We start from the raw sequence: 19,393 nt of genomic DNA on the forward strand, positions 1-19,393 counted from the left end.
CGCCCGAATGTTGAGCCCCGGACTGCAAGCCTGAAGCGGCCCGCAGCGGCCCCCTGCTTCTCAGGCTTTGCTTGATCCTGTAGAATCCCCCGGATGACCCCGCACCCCTTACTGATTTTAATCCTTCTGCTCAGCCTGACCGGCAGCCCGTTCGGCCAGTCTCCATCCCAGCTCGGCCCCGGCAGAAAGTACACTAGCGTCGAGCGCATGGGCATGGAGCATCTGGCCGCGGTTCATCAGGCGCGGCTGCGCTACGAACAGGCGCGCAGGCCGGTGCGATTGCCGACGGGGATGACAGACTATCGCGCTATCCTGCACGCGCATGCCGAAGACGCGCCGCACACCGGCGGCACGCGACCCGAAATGCTCAAAGCGGCCAGAGCGGCGGGCGTCAATATCATCATGCTGTCTGACCATCGGCGACCGGAACGCGATTTCATCACCGATAGCTGGCGCGGCATTCACGAGGGCGTCTTATTCATACCGGGAGCCGAGGCCGACGGTTTTCTGCTTTATCCCATCGCCTCGCTGCGCGACCAGCAGACGCCGACGCGCGAAGCAGTGATCGCGGCGACGCGGGCCGGCGGCGGCAACATCTTTCTCTCGCATGTCGAAGACAAGCTCGACTGGCCGACCGACAACCTTGACGGGCTGGAAATCTATAATCACCACACAGACGTGAAGGACGAGGCGGCGTTCAACTTCTGGCTGCAAGGCGCGATGACCAATAGGGCGCGGCTCGCACAGATCGAGCAGGCGCTTGCGACGTATCCGCAAGAGGTCATCGCCGCCCAGCAAGATTATCTCGCGCCGATCCTGAAGAAGTGGGATGCGGACACCGCGCATCGCCGTTTGACTGGCGTAGCGGCGAACGACTGTCATCACAATCAAGTCTTCACAGTCACGGTCGTCGATGAACAGACCATCGAAGTCGGAATCATTACGAGCCGCCCGGAGAAAAGGCAAATGACCAGCGCGCAAGTGCCGGCGGTGGCCGCGATGACGAGCGGGCGCAAGCCGGGCGAGCTCATCGCGCGCCTGGATTTCGACCCCTACGAGCGCAGCTTTCGCTACGTCAGCACACACATTCTGACCGGCCAATTGACCGAAGCCGCCGTGCGCGAGGCGCTCAGACAGGGCCACGCTTATGTCGCGCATGACTGGTTGTGCGACCCGACCGGCTTTGCCTTTGTCGCTTCTGCAAGCGGCGGTAAGCCAGTGGCGCTCATGGGCGATGAAATTGCCTTGAGGCCGGGGCTTGAGTTGAAGGCCGAAGCGCCGGTCGCCTGCCATTGGAAGCTCTTGCGGAACGGCGAAGTCGCCGCCACGGGCGAAAGCCGCGAGATCACGCTTCAGGTGAAAGCGGCGGGTGTTTACCGCGTCGAGGCATGGCTTGAAGCCGACAGCGAGATGCGCCCCTGGATATACTCCAACCCGATCTACGTGCGTTGAGCGAATCAAGCGATGAGCAAACCTATGAGCAAATCTCTGATCGCCTGCATCATTGCGCTCGTGCCGGCGCTGCTCGGCGGCGCGGCGCCGCAGCCAAAGACCTCGCCGCCGAGCGCCGCGCCGCAACCCGAAGGCGCGGCCTTTTATGAATCCGAGTTGATCTTCCCGCTCGAACACTGGCACAACCATGCGTCGTGCATTGTCGAATGCCCGAATGGCGACCTGCTGGTCTGCTGGTTCCACGGCTCAGGCGAGCGCACCGCCGACGACGTGAAAATCGAAGGGGCGCGGCTGCGCAAAGGCGCAAAGACGTGGGACGCGCGCTTCACCATGGCCGACACCCTCGGCTATCCCGACACCAACCCGACGATGTTCATCGATCCGCAGCAAAGGCTCTGGCTGCTGTGGCCGACCATCCTGGCCAATGAATGGCACACCGCTTTGATGAAGTATCGCATCTCGTCGGACTACCAGAAACCGCAAGGCGTGCCGCGCTGGGACGTGAACGAAGTCTTGCACATCACGCCGGGGCCTGAGTTTGAAGCGACGGTTAACGAAGCGATGACGGCACTCGAAGCCAGCCGCAAAGATTTGCCGCAAGAGCTGAGAGAGGCCGCCGCCGCTTACATCGAGCGGACGCGAAAGAATGCCGCCGACAAGTTATTCCGCCGCCTCGGCTGGATGACTCGCGCCCACCCGTTCATTCTCGATGGCAAGCGCTTGATCGTGCCGCTCTATTCTGACGGCTTCTCGTTCTCGCTGATGGCGATCACCGACGACTGGGGCAAAACCTGGACGACCAGCACGCCGATTGTCGGGGCCGGCAACATCCAGCCGAGCATCGTCAAAAAACAAGACGGCACGTTATTCACACTGATGCGCGACAATGGCCCGCCGCCGAAGCGGCTGCACACCAGCGAGTCGCGCGATGGCGGCAAGACCTGGAGCGCCGACCGCGATACCGCGATTCCCAATCCGGGGTCGGGCGCTGAAATCATCGCGCTCAAAAATGGCCACTGGGCCTTGATCTATAACGACACCGAATTGAGCCGCAACAGCCTGGCGGTGTCGATCTCGACCGACGAGGGACAGACATGGAAGTGGACGCGGCATCTCGAAATCGAGCCGCGCAGCCTGGAAGCCGGAGCCTTCCACTACCCATCGATGATTCAAGCGCGCGACGGTTCGCTGCACGCGAGCTACAGCTATCACCTGAACAAAAAAGATGTGGGCAAGGACGCCGAAGGTCAGCCGGCCCGCAAAGCCATCAAGCATGCCCATTTCAACGAAGCGTGGGTGATCGAAGGCGATAAGCAATGAACGATCATGAGCCAAAGAAGCTATAAGTGGCTGGTCGTCGCGCTGCTCTGGGCGGTCTGCTTTTTTAACTACGCCGACCGCCAGGCAATCTTCTCGGTCTTCCCGCTGCTGAAGTCAGAGATGGGGCTGAGCGACGTACAGTTGGGCATCGTCGGCTCGGCGTTCATGTGGGTCTACGCCGCCGCGGGGCCAATGGCCGGGCTGGTCGGCGACCGGCTGCGGCGCAAGACGCTGGTCATCGCCGGCCTGCTCTTCTGGTCTCTCATCACGCTGGCGACGGCGCTCTCGACCACCTACACGCACCTGGTCATCTTCCGCGCCCTCGAAGGCTTTGGCGAAGCCTTCTACTTCCCGGCTTCCATGTCATTGCTGAGCGATTATCACGGCACGGATACGCGGTCGCGCGCCATGGCGCTGCATCAATCGAGCGTCTATGCCGGAACGATTGCCGGCGGCAGCGTCGCAGGCTTGCTGGGTCAGTACTATGGCTGGCGCTCCAGCTTTTATCTCTTCGGCGCGGCGGGGCTGCTTTACGGCTTGCTGCTGCTTTTATTGCTGCGCGAGCCGGCGCGCGATCCTGCCGCCGCTGAAAAAGCATCAAGCGCCGATGCAAAAGAATCGCGCGCCGGACTTCACACCGGCAACGCGAGCGTGATGACGACCGTGCGCGAGTTGTTCGGCAATCCGATGGTGCGCCTGCTCACCGCGGTTTTCGTCGGCGCTAACTTCGTGGCGATGATCTTCCTGACGTGGATGCCCTCTTTCCTGTACCGCAAGTTCGGCATGAGTCTGGCGATGGCGGGCTTGAGCGGCACCGCTTATTTGCAGATCGCTTCGGTCATCGGCGTTATCAGCGGCGGCGTGCTTGCGGACCGGCTGGCGCGGCGGCATCGCGCCGGCAGAATGATGGCGCAGGCGGTGGGCTTGCTGCTCGGCGTGCCGTTCATTTTTGTCGCCGGCTGGACGCTCTCGGTGCCGGTGCTGATTCTGGCGCTTGTCGGCTTCGGTTACTTCAAAGGAATTTATGACGCGAACATCTGGGCGTCGCTGCATGACACGGTGCGTCCCGAGCATCGAGCTTCGGCGGTCGGCTTCATGAATTCCGTAGGCTGGCTCGGCGGCGGCATCGCCCCTGTCGCCATTGCCGCCGCATCAGAGCGTTTCGGCATGGGCGCTTCGATCAGCGCCAACTCGGTGATCTATCTCTTGATCGCCCTGCTGATGATTTATGGGATCAGCAGGCTGACGCGCTCAAGCGCGCAACCTGTGCGGGCCCCGGCCAGCGGGTAGCGCCGGCTACTGATGTTTACGCTTGGTCGTGGCGCTGACGACGTTTGAATACGCCGAGTCGCCGGCGGCGTTGTAGGCGCGGACGCGGAAGTAGTAAGTCGTCCCGCGCGCCAGCCCCGCCGCTGTGTACGCCGTCAGGTTGCCGCCGACCGTGGCAATCTCTTTGAAGCTGATACCGTCCTCAGACTGCTCGACCTTGAAGCCCTCGTGCGTACAACCCACGGCAGTCCACGCCAGATCGATGAGCCGCTTGCCCCTGCCGGTCGTCATCAGGTCGCTCGGCCCGTCGGGGGCGCGGCGCGGCGCGCTCCCCATCGTGTAAGTGTCAATGACTTCGCCCGTGCGCGTGATGAACTTGAAGGTGATCTGATCCGGGTTAGCGTCTACGCGCATCGCCCCGTAATCGTCGTTGTAGCGCTTGCGGCTGCCGGAGACCGGCAGGGGGAAGAAGGGGTACAGACTCTTGCCGCCGACGCCGTCAACGAAGTAAGGGAAGTCGTCGCGGACGACGCGCTCATAGTCATGGTCATGACCGCTCAAGACCGCCGTCACGCCCCACTGCTTGAACGGCCATTGCATGTAGCCGGTCGAGCCATGCTCTAGCCCCGACGAGTATGGCGAATGATGAAAGTAGACGACCTTCCACGGCTCGGTCGCCGCGGCGAGCCGCGCGCGCAGCCAGTTCGCCTGCGCCGAGTCGCTGCGCACGCCGTCCGGCTCGCTCGGGTCGCTGTCGAGCGCAAAGAAGTGCACAGGCCCGGAGGCGAATTCGTAGTAACGCTCGTTGCCGGGCAGCGTGAAGTAGTCGAGGTAAGGCCGCGCGCCCGCCGCCTCCCAGTCATGGTTGCCGAGCGCCGGGAAGAAGCGGTTCGTCGCCGCGCCTTCGCCGTAGCTGCCCAGGTATGGCCCGATGAACTCGTGATAGTACTGGCCAACGTTCTGATCGATGGTCGAGGCCGCGCCGTCCTCATAGTTGTTGTCACCCACGGTGATGACGAAGTCAGGACTCCAGCCCTTGACCAGCTCGGCGACGTCGCGCTCGGGCTGACCCGCCCGGCCATAATCGCCAATCACTGCGAAGCGAATGTTACAGGTCTGCGCCTGCGTCGAGTCGAAGGTGGATAGCAACAGGCAGACGGTCAACAAGGATGCCGCCACGACACGGGTAGTCTTACTGCTCATAAACTACAATCTCCTGGATTGGGACACACGGCGGGGGCCGCGCACTCTGATAGTTTAACCGGGAGCCGGTCGGCATGGCCAGATGTTTGTAAAGGTGATATAAAGCTAGACCTGAAACGGGGCCGATGGCCTCCGTCGCGACTACTCACAAGGATAAAGCCATGAACTCTCTTTGCCTGTTTGCAAGCAGACGGCTCGGCCTGCTGTTGTTCGCCCTGGCGCTGCTCGCGCTCGGCGGCCCGGCAGCGGCGGCGCAAGAGACGGCGCTCGACCGCTACATCGCCAAGCCCGATCCTGCGTATGCCTGGAAGCCGATGGCGACGACTGCCGGGCCGGGCTACAAATGCAGCGTCATCGAGCTGACTTCGCAGACCTGGCGCAGCGCCGCGGAGGTTGATCGCCCCGTCTGGAAGCACTGGCTTATCATTGTTAAGCCTGAGCAGATCAGCCACGACACGGCGCTGCTGTTCATCGGCGGCGGCAGCAACAAAGACCCGATGCCCGCCGGCGCAACCGAGCGATTGATCCGCTTCGCGGTCGAGACGCAATCGGTCGTCGCCGAGTTGCGCATGGTGCCGAACCAGCCGCTGGTCTTTTCCGATTCGCCCGATCAGCGGCGCTCGGAAGACGACCTGATCGCTTACAGCCGCGTCCGCCAGATGCAGAGCGGCGACGACGCGTGGCTGGTGCGGCTGGCGATGGTGAAAAGCGGCGTGCGGGCGCTGGACGCCATTCAAGAATTTATGGCGGGCGACGCCGGCGGGCGTTTCAAGGTTCGCGACTTTGTCGTATCGGGCGGCTCGAAGCGCGGCTGGACGACATGGCTTGTGGCCGCCGTTGACCGCCGCGTGCGCGCCATCATGCCGGTCGTCATCGATGCGCTGAATTCCGAGCCGATCACCCGCCACCAGTACGAGGCGTATGGCTTCTTCTCGCAGGCGCTCGAAGATTACGTCCGCCATAAGATTTTCCCCGATAAGGTCGGCACGCCCGAATATCAGCACATCCTGGCTATCGAAGACCCTTACAACTACCTCAAGCGCGAACGCGTCAGGCAGATGCCCAAGTATATGGTCAATGCGTCGGGCGATCAGTTCTTCCTGCCTGACAATTCGCAGTTCTATTATTCGCGGATCGAAGGCGAGAAGTACCTGCGCTATGTGCCGAACGCCAAGCACAACCTGGAAGGCACGGACGCCGCCGAGAGCTTGCTGGCGTTTTATCAAGCGGTGCTGAACAAGGTTCGCCGCCCGCAGTTTTCATGGGTGAAAGAGAAAGACGGCGCGCTCGTCGTCACCGTCAAAGACAAGCCGCTGGAGGTGAATCTCTGGCAGGCGACTAACCCTGAGGCGCGCGACTTTCGCGTTGACACCATCGGCAAAGCCTACACGCGCACGGCGTTGAGCGAAGCGAAGCCGGGCGTTTACGTCGGGCGCGTCGAGAAGCCTGCGCGCGGCTACACAGCTCTCTTCGTCGAGCTGGTCTATCCGAGCGGCGGCAAGACGCCGTTCAAGTTCACCACCGAAGTGAGCGTGGTTCCCGACATCTTGCCATTCAAATGGGAAGACGCGAAGAAAGGGCGACTGATGCCTGCGGGCAAACCGGGCTCCGGATCCCGTTGAGCCGTTCTCTCATCTATGCGCCGCCTGACTTCGTTGTTCGCCTTCAGCTTGATCGTCGCGATCTTGCCGCCCCCATCCGTGCCGGCGGCGGTGAAGCTGCGCGCCACGCCGCAGAAGTTCCGCACGTTCTACGCAAGCGACGACGCGCGAGTGCCGGCCCGCATTCGCGAGCAGCTTCGTCATCGCCAACAACATGCACAAGGTGGCGGCCAGCGGTGGGGATTGGAAGCCGAGGCGCTGGTTCGCGAATCGCTGCCGCGCGCGCGGCTTTCTTTTAATGACGGCTTGCCCGTAGGCCGCCTGCGCGCCATAGCGATTGCCACCGACGGCGCGGTGTGGGCCGGCGGCGACGAAGGCTTGATCAGGTATCAAGTCAGCCGCGACGACTGGGAGAGGTGGCAGTACTTCGAAGGTCGTCGCTATCTGCCGGCCGATGAAGTGACAGCGATTGCGGCGGGCGCTGCCGGGTCGGTCTGGGTGCAAACGCCGGCGGGCATCAGTCATATCGAATTCCGTCCCCTGACGCTCGCCGCCAAGGCCGCGACCTTTGAGCGGCGCATCACTAAGCGGCACAAACGTCATGACCTGGTCGCCGATTCCGAGCTGCGCGACCCCGGCAACCTCACGACCAGCCATCAGTACCCGAACGATAATGATGGCCTGTGGACGGCGATTTATGTCGCGGCAGAGGCGTTTCGATATGCCGTCACGAAAGACGCGCGGGCGCTCGATGCGATGCGGCGATCCGTCGAAGCGATGCTGCGGCTGGAAGCGATCACCGGGCGCAGCGGCTTCCCTGCGCGATCATTCCGCGAGCGCGCCGAGCCGCGGCACGAAGACGGCATCTGGCACTTCACGCCGGATGGCGAATGGGAATGGAAAGCCGATACCAGCTCGGACGAGATCGTCGGCCACTTCTTCGCTTACTCGGTCGCCTATGATCTGATCCCCGACCGCGGCTTAAAAGACAAGCTGCGCGCGGCGGTCGCTCGCATGGCAGATCACCTGATCGGTCACGGTTACAACCTGACAGACATGCACGGCGGGCCGACGCGCTGGGGCCGCTACGATGCGGCGTACTTCGAGACCGATGATGGCCGCGAAGAGCGGGCGCTGCGGTCGCTTGAGTTGCTGTCACACCTGAAGGCCGCTTATCACATGACCGGCGACGCGCGTTATGACCGCGAATACCGCAAGCTCATCAGCGAGCGGGGCTATCACCAGAACACGACGACCTACCTGCGGCTGCGCCAGGAGCTGAACTATTCGGACGAAGAGCTGGCGATGCTCTCGTACTATCCGCTCTTTCGATACGAGACGGATGAATCGCTGCTCGCGGTTTACCGCGAAGGCTTGGAGCAGTGGTGGGTGAATATCCGGCGCGAAGCCAACCCGCTGTGGACGTTCATCTACGCGGTTTGCAACCCCGCCAGAGAGGTGCCGGTGGAAGCGGCGACGCGCACGCTCTATCGCATCCCGATGGATTTGATCAAGTGGTCGGTAAAGAACTCGCAGCGGCGCGACGTGCCGACAGACGCTTCGCCCGAGCGGCATGACAAAGCGCAAACCTCGCGGCTGTTGCCACCGGATGAGCGGCGAGTGATGAAGTGGAATAGCAACCCGTTTCAGCTCGACGACTCAGCGGGCGGGCGTGGCGAAGACGATGGCGCATTCTTCCTGCTGCCTTACTGGCTGGGCCGCTATCACAAGTTTCTCGCTGGCAGTTGATGCCTGAGCAGATTTACCGCAGGATGGCTGGAGATGTGCTTCGCACGCGGCGGGCGCAGAGGGACGCGGAGGCCGGATAATCCTCTGTGTTCCTCTGCGCCCTCTGCGGTTTCAATGGGCTTCCAGCCGGGGGCGCTCGGCGCGGTTCGTCTGCTTGATGGCGATCAACGGATGCTCGGCGCGCAGCAACTCGTCAAGGTTGCTTTGAATTTTACCGACGGCTTCAACGATCTGGCCTACGTCCTCAGAGCTGCCAAGCAACAGTTGATGCGGCAACCAGACGGACTCTTCATACGCCGCGCGCTCGGCTACGGGGCAGCGCGTCGCGGCCCACGGCAACGCTTCGCCGCTGCGCACGCCGAGCGCCGGAAAATCTCGCGGGTCAACCTGAAAGAGCGCGCTGCGGTAAACCGGCTCATAAAACAAGCCGTCGGCAGGAATGCCTTCGGCTTCGAGCGCGGCGACCACGCGGTCACGCGACGCGCCGCCGAAGGCTCGCTTATCCATCTTGAAAACGAATTGATAAATCGCCTGCGTCGTCAGCCGCTCGTCGCGCCTGAGCAACTCAATGCCCGCGATGCCCGATAAGCCTTCCGCGAGCCGCGATGCCTGCTTCATCCGTCGCTCTGTCTGCTCAGCTAATCGCTCAAGCTGAGTCAGCAGGATGGCGGCTTGAAATTCCGTCATGCGATAGTTGAACCCCAACCGGCGATGGCCAAAGCGGTCGCTCTGGCTGGCCCGCCCGCAATTCACGTAAGACTGGCAAAGCTCAAAGACCTCATCATCATTTGTTGTGACGACGCCGCCTTCGCCCGCCGTCATCAGCTTGGTCGTCTGCATGCTGAACGAGCCGGCGTCGCCGATTGACCCCGCGCCTTGATTGCGCCATCTCGCGCCGTGCGCGTGGGCGCAATCTTCGACGACCTTCAGGCCGTGCCGCGCCGCAAGCTCGCTGATCGCGTCCATGTCGGCCATGTTCATCGCCAGGTGAACGGGGATGATCGCCCGCGTGCGTGACGTGAGGGCTGCTGCCGCCGCCGCCGCGTCAATGCAGTAGGTGTCGGGCAACACGTCGACGAAGACCGGCACCGCGCCCAATCGCAGGACGGGCGCGGCAGTCGCTTCAAAGGTGTAGGCCGGTACGATCACTTCATCGCCCGGCGCAATGCCCACGGCTTTCAGCGCGATCTCAAGCGTCACCGTCCCGTTCGCCGCGCACAGCGCATGACGCGCGCTCTGGTGGTCGGCGAAGCGCCGCGCAAAAAGCTCGGCCTGCTGATTCGGGAACGGGTAGCCGCCCCAGTTGCGGCTCTCCAGCACATCGCTGATTGCGCGCCGCTCGCGATCATCGAACCGCGGCCACTCTGGAAACGGCTTCGTTCGCACCGGCGAGCCGCCGGCGATTGCCAGTTTAGCCATCACTCAGCTTCTCCCTTGATCGACAGTTTCAGCCGCCCTCGCGAACGGCCAGCGCGTCGTGCGCCATGACCAGATGAAGAAAAACACGACGCCGGCCACAAGCGTCCCCAGCCCGAACAGAATGATGTAGAGGTCTGAAGTCGCAAAGATGAAGACCCACCCCATCAGCGCAATCAGGCTCGGCAGCGGGTAAAGCCAGATGCGGTATGGGCGCGGCAAGTCGGGCGCTCGCTTGCGGAGCAGCCCTACGGCGAAGATCTGGCCGATGAACTGAATCAGTATCCTCGTCGTGATCAGCGCGTCGATCACGACGCCGAGCGAGAAGAAGCTGCACGCAATCGCCAGCAAGCCGATGACGATCAGCGAGACCGAGGGGAATTTTTTCTTCGGGTGCAGGCGTCCGAAGACTTTGAAGAAGTAACCGTCCTGCGCTGCCGCATACGGGATGCGCGAGTAGCCGAGCAGCAACGCGAAGACCGACCCGAACGCCGTCCACAGCACCATCGCCGTAAAGACGGTCGCCACCCGTGAGCCGTATATCTTTTCCATAAAGGTCGAAACGACGAAGTCGGCGTTCGGGTGCGCCTCGTACGGAACGAACTCGCGCCACGGCACGATGCCGATGATCGATAGATTGATCGCGAAATAGATCGCGGCGACGGCCAGCACGCTGATGATGATCGAGCGCGGGATGACGCGGCCTGGGTTTCGGACTTCGTCGCCGATGTAACAGATGTCGTAATAGCCGAGGTAGTCGTAGACGCCGATGCGTGTGGCCGCGCCCAGGCCGAGCAGAAAGCCGAGCGAAAAAGTGAATGCGCCGGGCGGGAAATCAAACGCCAACTTTGCGTCGAAGTGCATCGTCCCGGTGACAATCACCGCGGCGCTCGTGACCATCGTGCCGAGCCACAGGCTGACGGTGATCTTGCCGATTGAAGTGATCCGGCGATAGAGCAAGGCGATGTTGATCGCCCCCACCACCGAGGCGACCAGCGCGGTTTGCAGCGGCGTCACCGCCGGCCATATGTAGCCGGTGTATTTGGCGAAGCCGATGTAACCGGAGGCGATCTCTAGCGGGCCGCTCAAGATGAATTGCCAGATGAACAAGAAAGCCATCAGCCGGCCATAAGACTCGCGGCCATAGCCTTCGCGCAAGTAGACGTAGGTGCCGCCCGAACCGGGGAGGCTGGCGCCAAGCTCGCTCCACACCATGCCGTCGGGTATGGCGATCAAGACGGCGATGAACCAGCCGAGCATCGCCTGTGGCCCGCCCATCGCCGACATCAGCAGCGGGATAGTGATGAACGGACCGATGCCGATCATGTTCGACATGTTGAGCGCCGTCGCCTGCAACATCCCGAAGCGCCGCAGCAGGTGAGCCGACTGCTCTTCGCCGGTTGTTGGTTTTGGTCCCATCGTTTCTTCTTCGGTATTACTGCACGTCAAACTCGTAGAGATTTTCCGACAGCCGCTCGCCATCGCGGCTCATCACTTCGGCGCGCAGCTCGTACTTCCCCGCGACCGCCGGCTGCCATCGCACGTCCGTGAGCTTCGCTGAAACGTCTGCCTCGATGTTGACTGCCATCTCGCCTGCGGTGATCGCCGCGCCGCTGGCATCGACAATCTTCCAGCGGACGCGCGCGCCGGGGATGGCGTACCAGTGATCGTTGATAATCCACAGGCCGCAGCGAAAATCTTCTTTGACCCGCCAGGTATCGCGGTCGTATTCCAGGCTCGCCAGCACCATCTGAAAGCTGCGCCGCACGGTGAAGTAAGACTTCGTCGGCCTGCGGAAATAATCGAGCGCCGCCATGGTCACCGACGGCCAGAAATCAATGGCGTGAAAGTGAAGGATGCCGCCGGCGTCATACTTGCGCCGCCGCATGCGCTCGATGGCCAGTTGGTGGAGCCGGGCCACGTAAGCCTGCGTGCGCGGGATGTACTGCTTGAGCGTCAGGCCGTCAGGGCGACCCCAGGCGCGCATCGCTTCCGGGATTTGCAGCTTGCGAAATATCCACTCGTCCTTGTGGGCTTCGATGGGCCAGTGGTCGGGAAGAAACTGCGTCAAGGTTTCATAATCGGGCAGCGCCGTTGCGCCAAGCTCCGAAATGAATTTCTCTTCGCTCCTGGTGTATTCCCAGATGCTGCCGCCGTACCAGCCGTAATAAATGTGGCCGTCGCCGAAGCGTCCCGTGCTGCGGATGACGGCGCGGCGCTCCGCATCCGTGGCGTACAAGCGACCGGCCAGGTGCTTGGTCAGGACGCGGTAATTTTCGGGGTCTTCTTCGTCGCAGGTCGCCCAGATGGCAAGCGACGCGTGATGGCGCACCATGCGAATGTGGTTGTCGTAGAGCCGCGCCGCTTGAAGCGCGAACTCGGTGTCGTGCGGATACCAGGCTTCGAGATAATCCTGCCAGACGAGAATGCCGACCTCGTCCGTGAGGTCATAGAACTCCGGGTTCTGAAAGTGGCAGTGCAGGCGAATCATGTTGATGTTCATGCTCTTCATCAGATTGATGTCGCGCGCATACTTCTCGCGGCTCATCTCGGACATGAACAGCTCAAGGTAGTAAGAGTTCGTCCCGCGAATGTAGAGGCGATGGCCGTTGAGGTAGAAGACCCAGCCGACCTTTTCGATCTCGCGAACGCCGACTGCCTGTGCGCGTTGATCGGCAACCTGCCCGTCCACCAGAACCCGCGTCGACAGCGTGTAGAGGTTCGGCTTGCCGTGATCCCACGTCCACCATAGTTGCGGCTTGTTTAAGTGGAATCGAATCTGAAAGCGCCGCGCGCTTGGGTCGGCGAGACTCGAAAGATCTACGCTTGCCTTCAGTCGTTCGTCGCCCGAGAAATTACGCGGCGCAAGCGTTAGCTCTAGCCTGCCTTCCATCTGATCGGCTCTGAGAGCCGCTTCCACGTCAACGTCGGCTGAGCCGTCTGGATTTAGCGAAGGCCGGGCGACGACTTCTTCGATGACAACGGAAGGGTTGGCAACCAGGCGCACGCCGCGCGTGATGCCGAGCGGCGTGATATTGTCAGGCTTCTGATCGACCGCGCCGTACGAGCCTTTGACGGTGTAGGGGCGATGCCGCCAGTAATAATCGACCGGCGTCCAGACGCGCACCGCGATGAGATTGTCGCCATCGCGGTTCAGCTCATCGGTGACTTCAAACTCATAAGGGTCAATGTAGCCTTCGTGGCGACCGAGCTTTTTGCCGTTGAGCCAGATGTCCGCGTAGTAATCGGTCGCGCCGAATTGCAAGCGGATCGGTTTGCCCTGCATCGCGGCGGGCACGCGAAAGCGCTTGCGATACCACCACTCTTTGAAGCTGATCCATTCTGCCTCGTGCGTGTAGTAGGCCGGGTACTTCAGGATTTGTGTGTGAACCGTACCGGGCACCTGAACCGTCTGCCAACCGGAGTCATCGGTCGCGCCATCAAAGAGTCGCTGACGTTCGCCCTCGCCTTTTTCCGCCGATGCCAGCTTCCACGCGCCATCGAGCGAAAGCTCGACCACGCCGGATTTCTCGCCGCTGGTCAGCTCATCTTTGGCGGGCAGAGATTCGATTGTATAGGCGGCCGTCCTGGCGGCGGGCGTGTAAGCCGGGACTTGCGCGAGCGGTTCGGGCGCGAGCGCGTGCGCGAGGATCGGCTGTGCGAACCTGCGATAGCAAGCGCGGGCTTCGAGCAGGGTTTCGGTGCCGCGCCACTCAGGGAAGGCGATGGCGATCTGTGATGACCACTCTGCCTGGCGCTCGATCATCTCAGGCCGTTTGATCGCCGCGATGCCTGTCTGCCGCGCCTGCGGCCTGGCAGCACCAAGCTCCCGCGCGGCGTAGAACTGTCGCGCGCCGACGCCTGACCATTTAAGCGCCGAGTCCAGCTCAATGAAGTCGAGCGCGCCATAGTTCGCCCGCGGATTGTAGTAGAGGACATGGCCGCCGGGCAGGTCATCAAAATCGCGCGCCTGCGTCGCAGGGCTTTGCAGAATGACTTTCTCGTGCGGCGGGTTGTCGGTCTCCCAACCGTCGGGCCAGCCCTCTTCGGCCCCTCCGGCCCAGTGTGTGAACGGTTCGTAAGGCGAAGCCGAGATGGCCGAAAAGAAGAAGCCGTAGGTGCCGGCCTTAGCCGTGGTCCGCGCGCGCCAGACGATGACCGGGCTGTTGGCGTACCATTCAAACTCCCACTCTTCAACGCTCGCCCCGAGCCGCGCCCCTCTGAGCTGCACACGCGCTCGCAGCGGCCCTGCCTCGATCACGTTGACTTCTGTAAACCCTGCCGAGCGGGCGTTGCCTGCGAGCGCTGTCCCCCAGCCGGCGCTGCTCAGGCCGAAGGCGAGCGGCTCTTTCAGGTTCGGCGTCGTTTCGACGAGGTTGAGCATGCGCTGGTCGCCCGCCGTGCGGTTGTAGGCTTCAACAATCGCCGGCGGCGTCTGGTCTTTGCCCAGGTTGATGATGATGCCGAAGCGGCTATTGCCAAGCTCGATGCGACTCGTGCCCAGTCGGCGCACGACGATGTCGCTCTGGTAATCGCCGCCGCGCTCGTTGGGCTTTTGTGGAGGCGAGGCGACGGGCAAAGCCAGGAGCCGATAGCGCGGCAGGTTGCCGGGTATAAAGGTGGCCGGGAAAAGAATCTCGGCTGACTTGATCGTGCCGTCCGGGTGAGCGTCGCTGACGACGACTTGAACCGGCAGTTCATGCCCCACATCGTCGAGCACGCGCAACTGCGCGGCGCGCGCCTGGCCCGCGGCAAAGCGAGTGACCAATCGCACGGCCTCGCGGTCGCGCCGCTCGATCCCCGTCGGTTCTTCGAGCTGGATGGTCCAGGTGCGCCCTTGCGCCTCAGCCATCACGGCAGCAGAAAGGAGAGATAAGATCAGGGCGGCCAGCTTAGTCATCCTGGTTCTTTCTGAGCGAGCAACAATCATTGCCGCTTGTGTGCAGCTTCACCGTCACTGCTTTACGGTTCGGGGTGTGGAAATGACGCGGGACATTCTACTCTGAAGATCAGCCTTGTGTCAGCCCGCAGTTGTGGGCCATTCAGTTCTTGACATTCAAAAGATGAATTAAACACAGAGACACAGAGGCACGGAGACACGGAGGTCTCTCGGTGCCGCTTCCGTGTCTCCGTGTCTCTGTGCCTCTGTGTTTGTCTCCCATCTCTCGCACCCTGGTGTAAGATGGAGCGCATGATGCTGCCATCGCTTGCCGACATTCAAGAGGCTCGACTGAGGATTGCTGACGCCGCGATCCGCACGCCGCTCGTCCGACTCGACATCAAAGAGTCGCCGGCTGAGATTTATCTCAAGCTCGAAAACCTTCAGCCCATCGGCTCATTCAAAATCCGCGGCGCTGCTACTGCTATGGGACACATGCCGACCGAGACATTGACTCACGGCGTGCTCACGGCGTCGGCAGGCAACATGGCGCAGGGCGTCGCCTGGACGGCGCGTCGTATGGGTATCCCCTGCACCGTTGTCGCGCCTGAGACGGCACCGGAAACCAAGGTCAGAGCCATTGAGCGGCTCGGGGCTCGCGTCATCAAGGTCCCGTTCGAGGAGTGGTGGAGAGCCTTTGAGCAACGCGCCTATCCTGGTGTCAATGCGCCCTTCGTTCATGCGTTTGACGACCTTCATGTGATGGCCGGCAACGGCACCATCGCGCTCGAAATCATCGAAGACCTGCCGGAGGTTGACGCCGTCGTCGTGCCGTGGGGCGGCGGCGGTCTGACCTGCGGCATCGCAACCGCGATGCGCGCCCTCCGTCCGACGTGCAAGGTGTTTGCCGCAGAGGTAGCGACGGCAGCGCCGCTCATCGCCGCGCTCGCGGCTGGGTCGCCACAGACGGTCAACTATTCCCCTTCATTCGTGGACGGCATCGGCTCGAAGACGGTTTTCCCGCAAATGCTCGAACGCGCACAGGGGCTGATCGCTGGCTCGCTCGTCGCAGACCTGGAAGCAGTCGCCGCTGCGGTGCGGCTTCTGGCTGAACGCAACCGCATCATCGCCGAAGGGGCGGGGGCGTGTCCGGTGGCGTGCGCGCTAGCCGGCAAAGCGGGCAGCGGTAGGGTGGTCTGTATCGTCTCAGGTGGGAACATAGATTTCGGCAAACTCTGCGCCATCCTCACCGGCGAGACGGTGGCCCATTAATTTCAATAGCGCCGCCGCGAAAGCGTAGCCGCCGCCGGGCGGGACTTTGATCCGGGACAGGCTCGTTAACACTTTCTTCCGCGTCGCGTCTTAATTGCTATGAGTTTCATGCAACAGCCTTCAGAAAGGGAGTAGATATATGAAAAGCACTACGGTCGCATTGCTGATGGTCGCGCTCGCCGGTTTTGGTCTTGCTCACAGCGCCGAAGCCGGACAGCGGAGGAAGCATCAGGGGTTCTCGATCACCACCGGCTCTGAGAAGGAGCTTCGCGATTGCTCGCAAGTGAGATTGACCGTTCCGGACGGAGAAGTCCTGCGGTCGGAGCAGGCGATGACCCTGCCGCAGAATTCGGGCTCAACGCTGCGGATTCAGGCTCCGCATCATGGAGGAATTTTTGTTCAGGGGTGGGATCGCAGCGACTATTCCATCAAGGCGTGCATGGGCGCTGCCGGCGACACGGCGGCCGACGCCAGGGCGGTCCTGGATCAGCTCTCGCTTTCCGTTCACGATGGGCAACTGAGCGTGCAAGGGCCGGACGGCGAAACATGGATCGGTTATCTGCTGGTGCAGGCTCCCAACGGAGCGAGCCTGGAACTGGAATCGAGCAACGGCCCGATTGGCCTGAACGGCTTATCGGCAACCGTCCAGGCGCGCACCACCAACGGCCCTATTTCATTTACCGATGTCTCCGGAAAGATCAAAGCCCGCGCCCAAAACGGCCCCATCAATGTGTCGGGTAACCGCGGAGAGTATCACCTTGAGGCGCAGAATGGCCCCATCGGCGTTGATTTGGAAGGCGGGCAATGGGAGTCCGGAGAGTTAGAGGCGATCACTCAGAATGGACCACTGACGCTGACGCTGCCTGAAGGCTATCAATCCCCTGTGCGCGTCGAATCCGCGGGGCATTCTCCGGTCGAATGCCGGGCCGTGCAATGCAAACAGGCGATGCGAACCTGGGACAGGCCGAATGTCATCGAATTCGGAGAATCGGCTCCGGTTATACGAATGTCAACGGTGAACGGGCCGATCACGATCACTTCCGCGAGTCATAAGCACCGCCGAACGAACTGAGCCAGGTGGCCTGGTTATCTAAGCGGTTTACGATTGCGTTTGCTGTGTAGCGCAAGGCGGTTGGCTTGCGCTACACCCATCTGAAAACCGCTCTAATCCCCTGATTGCTCCTGTGGCGTCGCGGCGGTTACCGCCGCCGCCTGAGGCAAGCGGAAGTAGCCGAGTGCCGTGATCAGAAACAGCATGGCGGCGCTGGCAAAGAATAGATTCCTAATCCCAAGCGCTTGTGCCAGCGAGCCCGATATCACCAGGCCCACCAACTGCGCTATCGATAACACGGACATGAAGCTGCTGCTCACCCGTCCGACCATTTCCATCGGCGTCTGTCCCTGCATAATCGTTTGCGCCGACACAATAACAAAAAGCACGCCGACGCCAAGCCCGAACATCCCTACAGAAGCCGCCGCAATGGTCTTGAAGGCGGCCATCACAACCACGAATCCGCCCATCGTGCTCAACCCCCACAGCGACAGGCGGGTCTTGGAGACGCCTTGCCCGAACCGGCTGATCAACAGCGTGCCGCCGATCATGCCGACGCCGATCAGTGAATTGATGATGCCGAACGCGAGTGAATTGGCCTGCAATTCGTCGCGCACATAGACCGCGATCAGCGGTCCGAAACAGGAGACCGCAAACATCCCGGCGGCCATCGCCAGAATCACGAAGGAGATGGTCGGGTGGGTAAAAATAAACTTCAGCCCGGCGAGCAAATCGGTCAATACGGATTTCAGCCGATGGCTCTCCTTCGACGGCGCCGCGGGCTCGCGCGCGATCACCAGGGTTGCAATCATCGCCGCCGAAAAGATGAAGCTGAGCGTGTCAAGGTAATAGCAGGAACTGGCGCCGAACCAGCCCACCATGGCGCCGGCCAGCGCCGGGCTGATGATGCGCATGACCTGGAAGGCTTGCTGGATGAGGGTATTTGCCGCCAGCAACCCTTCAGGCGGGACGATGGTTCGCAAGGTGACCGTTTGCGCAGGTACAAAAAATGTCGACACCGCACTCAGCAGAAACAGAATCGCGTAGACCTGCCCAAGCGTCGCGGCGAAGACGAGCGCGAGCGCCAGGGCGGCGCGGATCAGGTCGCTGGCGATCATCGTGCGCTTAACGTTCCAACGATCAACAAAGACGCCGGCGACCGGGCCGATGAGCGCGAAGGGAATCATGAAGGAAATGCTGATTAAGGTGACCTGCGCCGCCGAGGCGTGAAGGTTAAAGGACACGTAGCTGAGCACGGCAAAAACCGCCAGGAAGTCACCGAAGACGCTCACGAGTTGCGCCAGCCAAAGCCGGCGGACTGGTACTAGTTTGAGGACTTCGCGAATCGTCAATTGAGGCGCGGGCGCTGGCACTGTTGACATAATCGATCACTCCGTTAGGTAGGGCTGCGTGTCTGCCCTACTGATGGTTTCGGCAATCACTTTCAAGGAGTATACGGCGCGACTTTGATCAATGTTGCCCATTCTGAGTGCGTCTGACGCCGCGCGTCAGCGGGGCGCGAACGGCACCGGGAACGATAAGAACGGCGCCGCGGCAACGGCCGGCCAAGCGGCGCAATAGTCTATCCACAACCTTGCTTATCTGTCATCTAAAAATCTATGATTCCTCAGGAATACATTCGCGTCGCCTGTCGTATAAAATACCAAACGGACCTCTTGGAGATGCTGATCACGGATTAGAAAGTTGCGGATAGCTTCTGATGCCACCGCGGCAGCCGCTTCACGCGGATAGCCATAGGCTCCGGTCGAAATAGACGGGAAAGCTATGGTTTTGAGACCATGTTGGACGGCCAGCGCAAGGCCATTTTGATAGCAGGCCGCCAACAACTCCGCCTCTTTCCCTCCATGCTTTCCCATTATGGGGCCGACGGTGTGAATCACATGGCGGGCTTTGAGATGGCCACCCGTGGTTATCACCGCTTCTCCCGTAGGCAAACCCTGGGGGAACCGTGTGCGCCGGATATCTTTACATTCTTCAAGTATCCGCGGCCCGCCGGCATGGTGAATCGCCCCGTCAACGCCGCCGCCGCCGAACAAGGTAGAGTTGGCGGCATTCACGATCACATCAACCTGCTGTTCTGTAATATTGCCGACAAAGAGGGTCACTCGACCGCGCAAAAAGGCTTTCATATTCTCAGAACTATTCATCACCCAGCACCTC

At 61.6% G+C, this 19,393-nt stretch carries 13 protein-coding genes; 7 read left to right on the plus strand and 6 right to left on the minus strand.

From position 1 onward, the window contains the following. Positions 1 to 93 precede the first annotated feature (93 nt). The 3 genes from VJ464_19280 to VJ464_19290 are packed head-to-tail and all read left to right on the plus strand — an operon-like array spanning position 94 to position 4,062. Positions 94 to 1,452, plus strand: coding sequence for a histidinol phosphatase (locus tag VJ464_19280; GenBank protein ID HKQ07276.1), 1,359 nt, complete (start codon positions 94 to 96; stop codon positions 1,450 to 1,452). A gap of 24 nt (positions 1,453 to 1,476) precedes the next feature. After that, a complete protein-coding gene (locus tag VJ464_19285; protein HKQ07277.1) occupies positions 1,477 to 2,772 on the plus strand; it encodes an exo-alpha-sialidase in 1,296 nt (431 codons plus the stop codon). Positions 2,773 to 2,778: 6 nt separating this feature from the next. Next, a complete protein-coding gene (locus tag VJ464_19290; GenBank protein ID HKQ07278.1) occupies positions 2,779 to 4,062 on the plus strand; it encodes an MFS transporter in 1,284 nt (427 codons plus the stop codon). 6 nt (positions 4,063 to 4,068) lie between these two features. Here VJ464_19290 and VJ464_19295 read toward each other — a convergent pair whose 3' ends face one another. Continuing rightward, entirely contained in the window at positions 4,069 to 5,244 is a 1,176-nt protein-coding gene (locus tag VJ464_19295) for a metallophosphoesterase (GenBank protein ID HKQ07279.1), read from the minus strand. A gap of 161 nt (positions 5,245 to 5,405) precedes the next feature. Between VJ464_19295 and VJ464_19300 the strand changes: the two genes are divergently transcribed. Continuing rightward, on the plus strand, positions 5,406 to 6,866 hold the full coding sequence (locus VJ464_19300; protein HKQ07280.1) for a PhoPQ-activated protein PqaA family protein: 1,461 nt from the start codon (positions 5,406 to 5,408) through the stop codon (positions 6,864 to 6,866). A gap of 15 nt (positions 6,867 to 6,881) precedes the next feature. After that, positions 6,882 to 8,594 (plus strand): hypothetical protein, encoded by a 1,713-nt coding sequence (locus VJ464_19305; protein HKQ07281.1) that lies wholly within the window; start codon positions 6,882 to 6,884, stop codon positions 8,592 to 8,594. A gap of 111 nt (positions 8,595 to 8,705) precedes the next feature. Here VJ464_19305 and VJ464_19310 read toward each other — a convergent pair whose 3' ends face one another. The 3 genes from VJ464_19310 to VJ464_19320 are packed head-to-tail and all read right to left on the minus strand — an operon-like array spanning position 8,706 to position 14,910. After that, positions 8,706 to 10,013, minus strand: coding sequence for a DegT/DnrJ/EryC1/StrS family aminotransferase (locus tag VJ464_19310; GenBank protein HKQ07282.1), 1,308 nt, complete (start codon positions 10,011 to 10,013; stop codon positions 8,706 to 8,708). 3 nt (positions 10,014 to 10,016) lie between these two features. Further along, complete coding sequence (locus tag VJ464_19315) at positions 10,017 to 11,429, minus strand: APC family permease (GenBank protein HKQ07283.1); 1,413 nt, start codon at positions 11,427 to 11,429, stop codon at positions 10,017 to 10,019. Between the two features lie 16 nt (positions 11,430 to 11,445). Beyond that, positions 11,446 to 14,910, minus strand: coding sequence for a glycoside hydrolase family 2 TIM barrel-domain containing protein (locus VJ464_19320; GenBank protein ID HKQ07284.1), 3,465 nt, complete (start codon positions 14,908 to 14,910; stop codon positions 11,446 to 11,448). Positions 14,911 to 15,201: 291 nt separating this feature from the next. On the opposite strand from VJ464_19320, the gene VJ464_19325 reads away from it, so the two are divergent. Then, positions 15,202 to 16,161, plus strand: a complete 960-nt coding sequence (locus VJ464_19325) for a threonine/serine dehydratase (GenBank protein HKQ07285.1) — start codon at positions 15,202 to 15,204, stop codon at positions 16,159 to 16,161. A gap of 166 nt (positions 16,162 to 16,327) precedes the next feature. Beyond that, entirely contained in the window at positions 16,328 to 17,233 is a 906-nt protein-coding gene (locus tag VJ464_19330) for a DUF4097 family beta strand repeat-containing protein (GenBank protein ID HKQ07286.1), read from the plus strand. A gap of 92 nt (positions 17,234 to 17,325) precedes the next feature. Here VJ464_19330 and VJ464_19335 read toward each other — a convergent pair whose 3' ends face one another. Both VJ464_19335 and VJ464_19340 read right to left on the minus strand, forming a co-directional pair. Further along, positions 17,326 to 18,564, minus strand: a complete 1,239-nt coding sequence (locus tag VJ464_19335; GenBank protein ID HKQ07287.1) for an MFS transporter — start codon at positions 18,562 to 18,564, stop codon at positions 17,326 to 17,328. 246 nt (positions 18,565 to 18,810) lie between these two features. Next, a complete protein-coding gene (locus VJ464_19340; GenBank protein ID HKQ07288.1) occupies positions 18,811 to 19,380 on the minus strand; it encodes an O-acetyl-ADP-ribose deacetylase in 570 nt (189 codons plus the stop codon). Between the last annotated feature and the right edge of the window lie 13 nt (positions 19,381 to 19,393).

Source organism: Blastocatellia bacterium (assembly GCA_035275065.1).
Lineage (GTDB): Bacteria > Acidobacteriota > Blastocatellia > UBA7656 > UBA7656 > DATENM01.

What these genes read in the sequence shown, in the direction of transcription:
- VJ464_19280 (HKQ07276.1), top strand. Translation starts at nt 94, where the DNA reads ATGACCCCGCACCCCTTACTGATTTTAATCCTTCTGCTCAGCCTGACC.
- VJ464_19285 (HKQ07277.1), top strand. Translation starts at nt 1,477, where the DNA reads ATGAGCAAATCTCTGATCGCCTGCATCATTGCGCTCGTGCCGGCGCTG.
- VJ464_19290 (HKQ07278.1), top strand. Translation starts at nt 2,779, where the DNA reads ATGAGCCAAAGAAGCTATAAGTGGCTGGTCGTCGCGCTGCTCTGGGCG.
- VJ464_19295 (HKQ07279.1), bottom strand. Translation starts at nt 5,244, where the DNA reads ATGAGCAGTAAGACTACCCGTGTCGTGGCGGCATCCTTGTTGACCGTC.
- VJ464_19300 (HKQ07280.1), top strand. Translation starts at nt 5,406, where the DNA reads ATGAACTCTCTTTGCCTGTTTGCAAGCAGACGGCTCGGCCTGCTGTTG.
- VJ464_19305 (HKQ07281.1), top strand. Translation starts at nt 6,882, where the DNA reads ATGCGCCGCCTGACTTCGTTGTTCGCCTTCAGCTTGATCGTCGCGATC.
- VJ464_19310 (HKQ07282.1), bottom strand. Translation starts at nt 10,013, where the DNA reads ATGGCTAAACTGGCAATCGCCGGCGGCTCGCCGGTGCGAACGAAGCCG.
- VJ464_19315 (HKQ07283.1), bottom strand. Translation starts at nt 11,429, where the DNA reads ATGGGACCAAAACCAACAACCGGCGAAGAGCAGTCGGCTCACCTGCTG.
- VJ464_19320 (HKQ07284.1), bottom strand. Translation starts at nt 14,910, where the DNA reads ATGACTAAGCTGGCCGCCCTGATCTTATCTCTCCTTTCTGCTGCCGTG.
- VJ464_19325 (HKQ07285.1), top strand. Translation starts at nt 15,202, where the DNA reads ATGATGCTGCCATCGCTTGCCGACATTCAAGAGGCTCGACTGAGGATT.
- VJ464_19330 (HKQ07286.1), top strand. Translation starts at nt 16,328, where the DNA reads ATGGTCGCGCTCGCCGGTTTTGGTCTTGCTCACAGCGCCGAAGCCGGA.
- VJ464_19340 (HKQ07288.1), bottom strand. Translation starts at nt 19,380, where the DNA reads ATGAATAGTTCTGAGAATATGAAAGCCTTTTTGCGCGGTCGAGTGACC.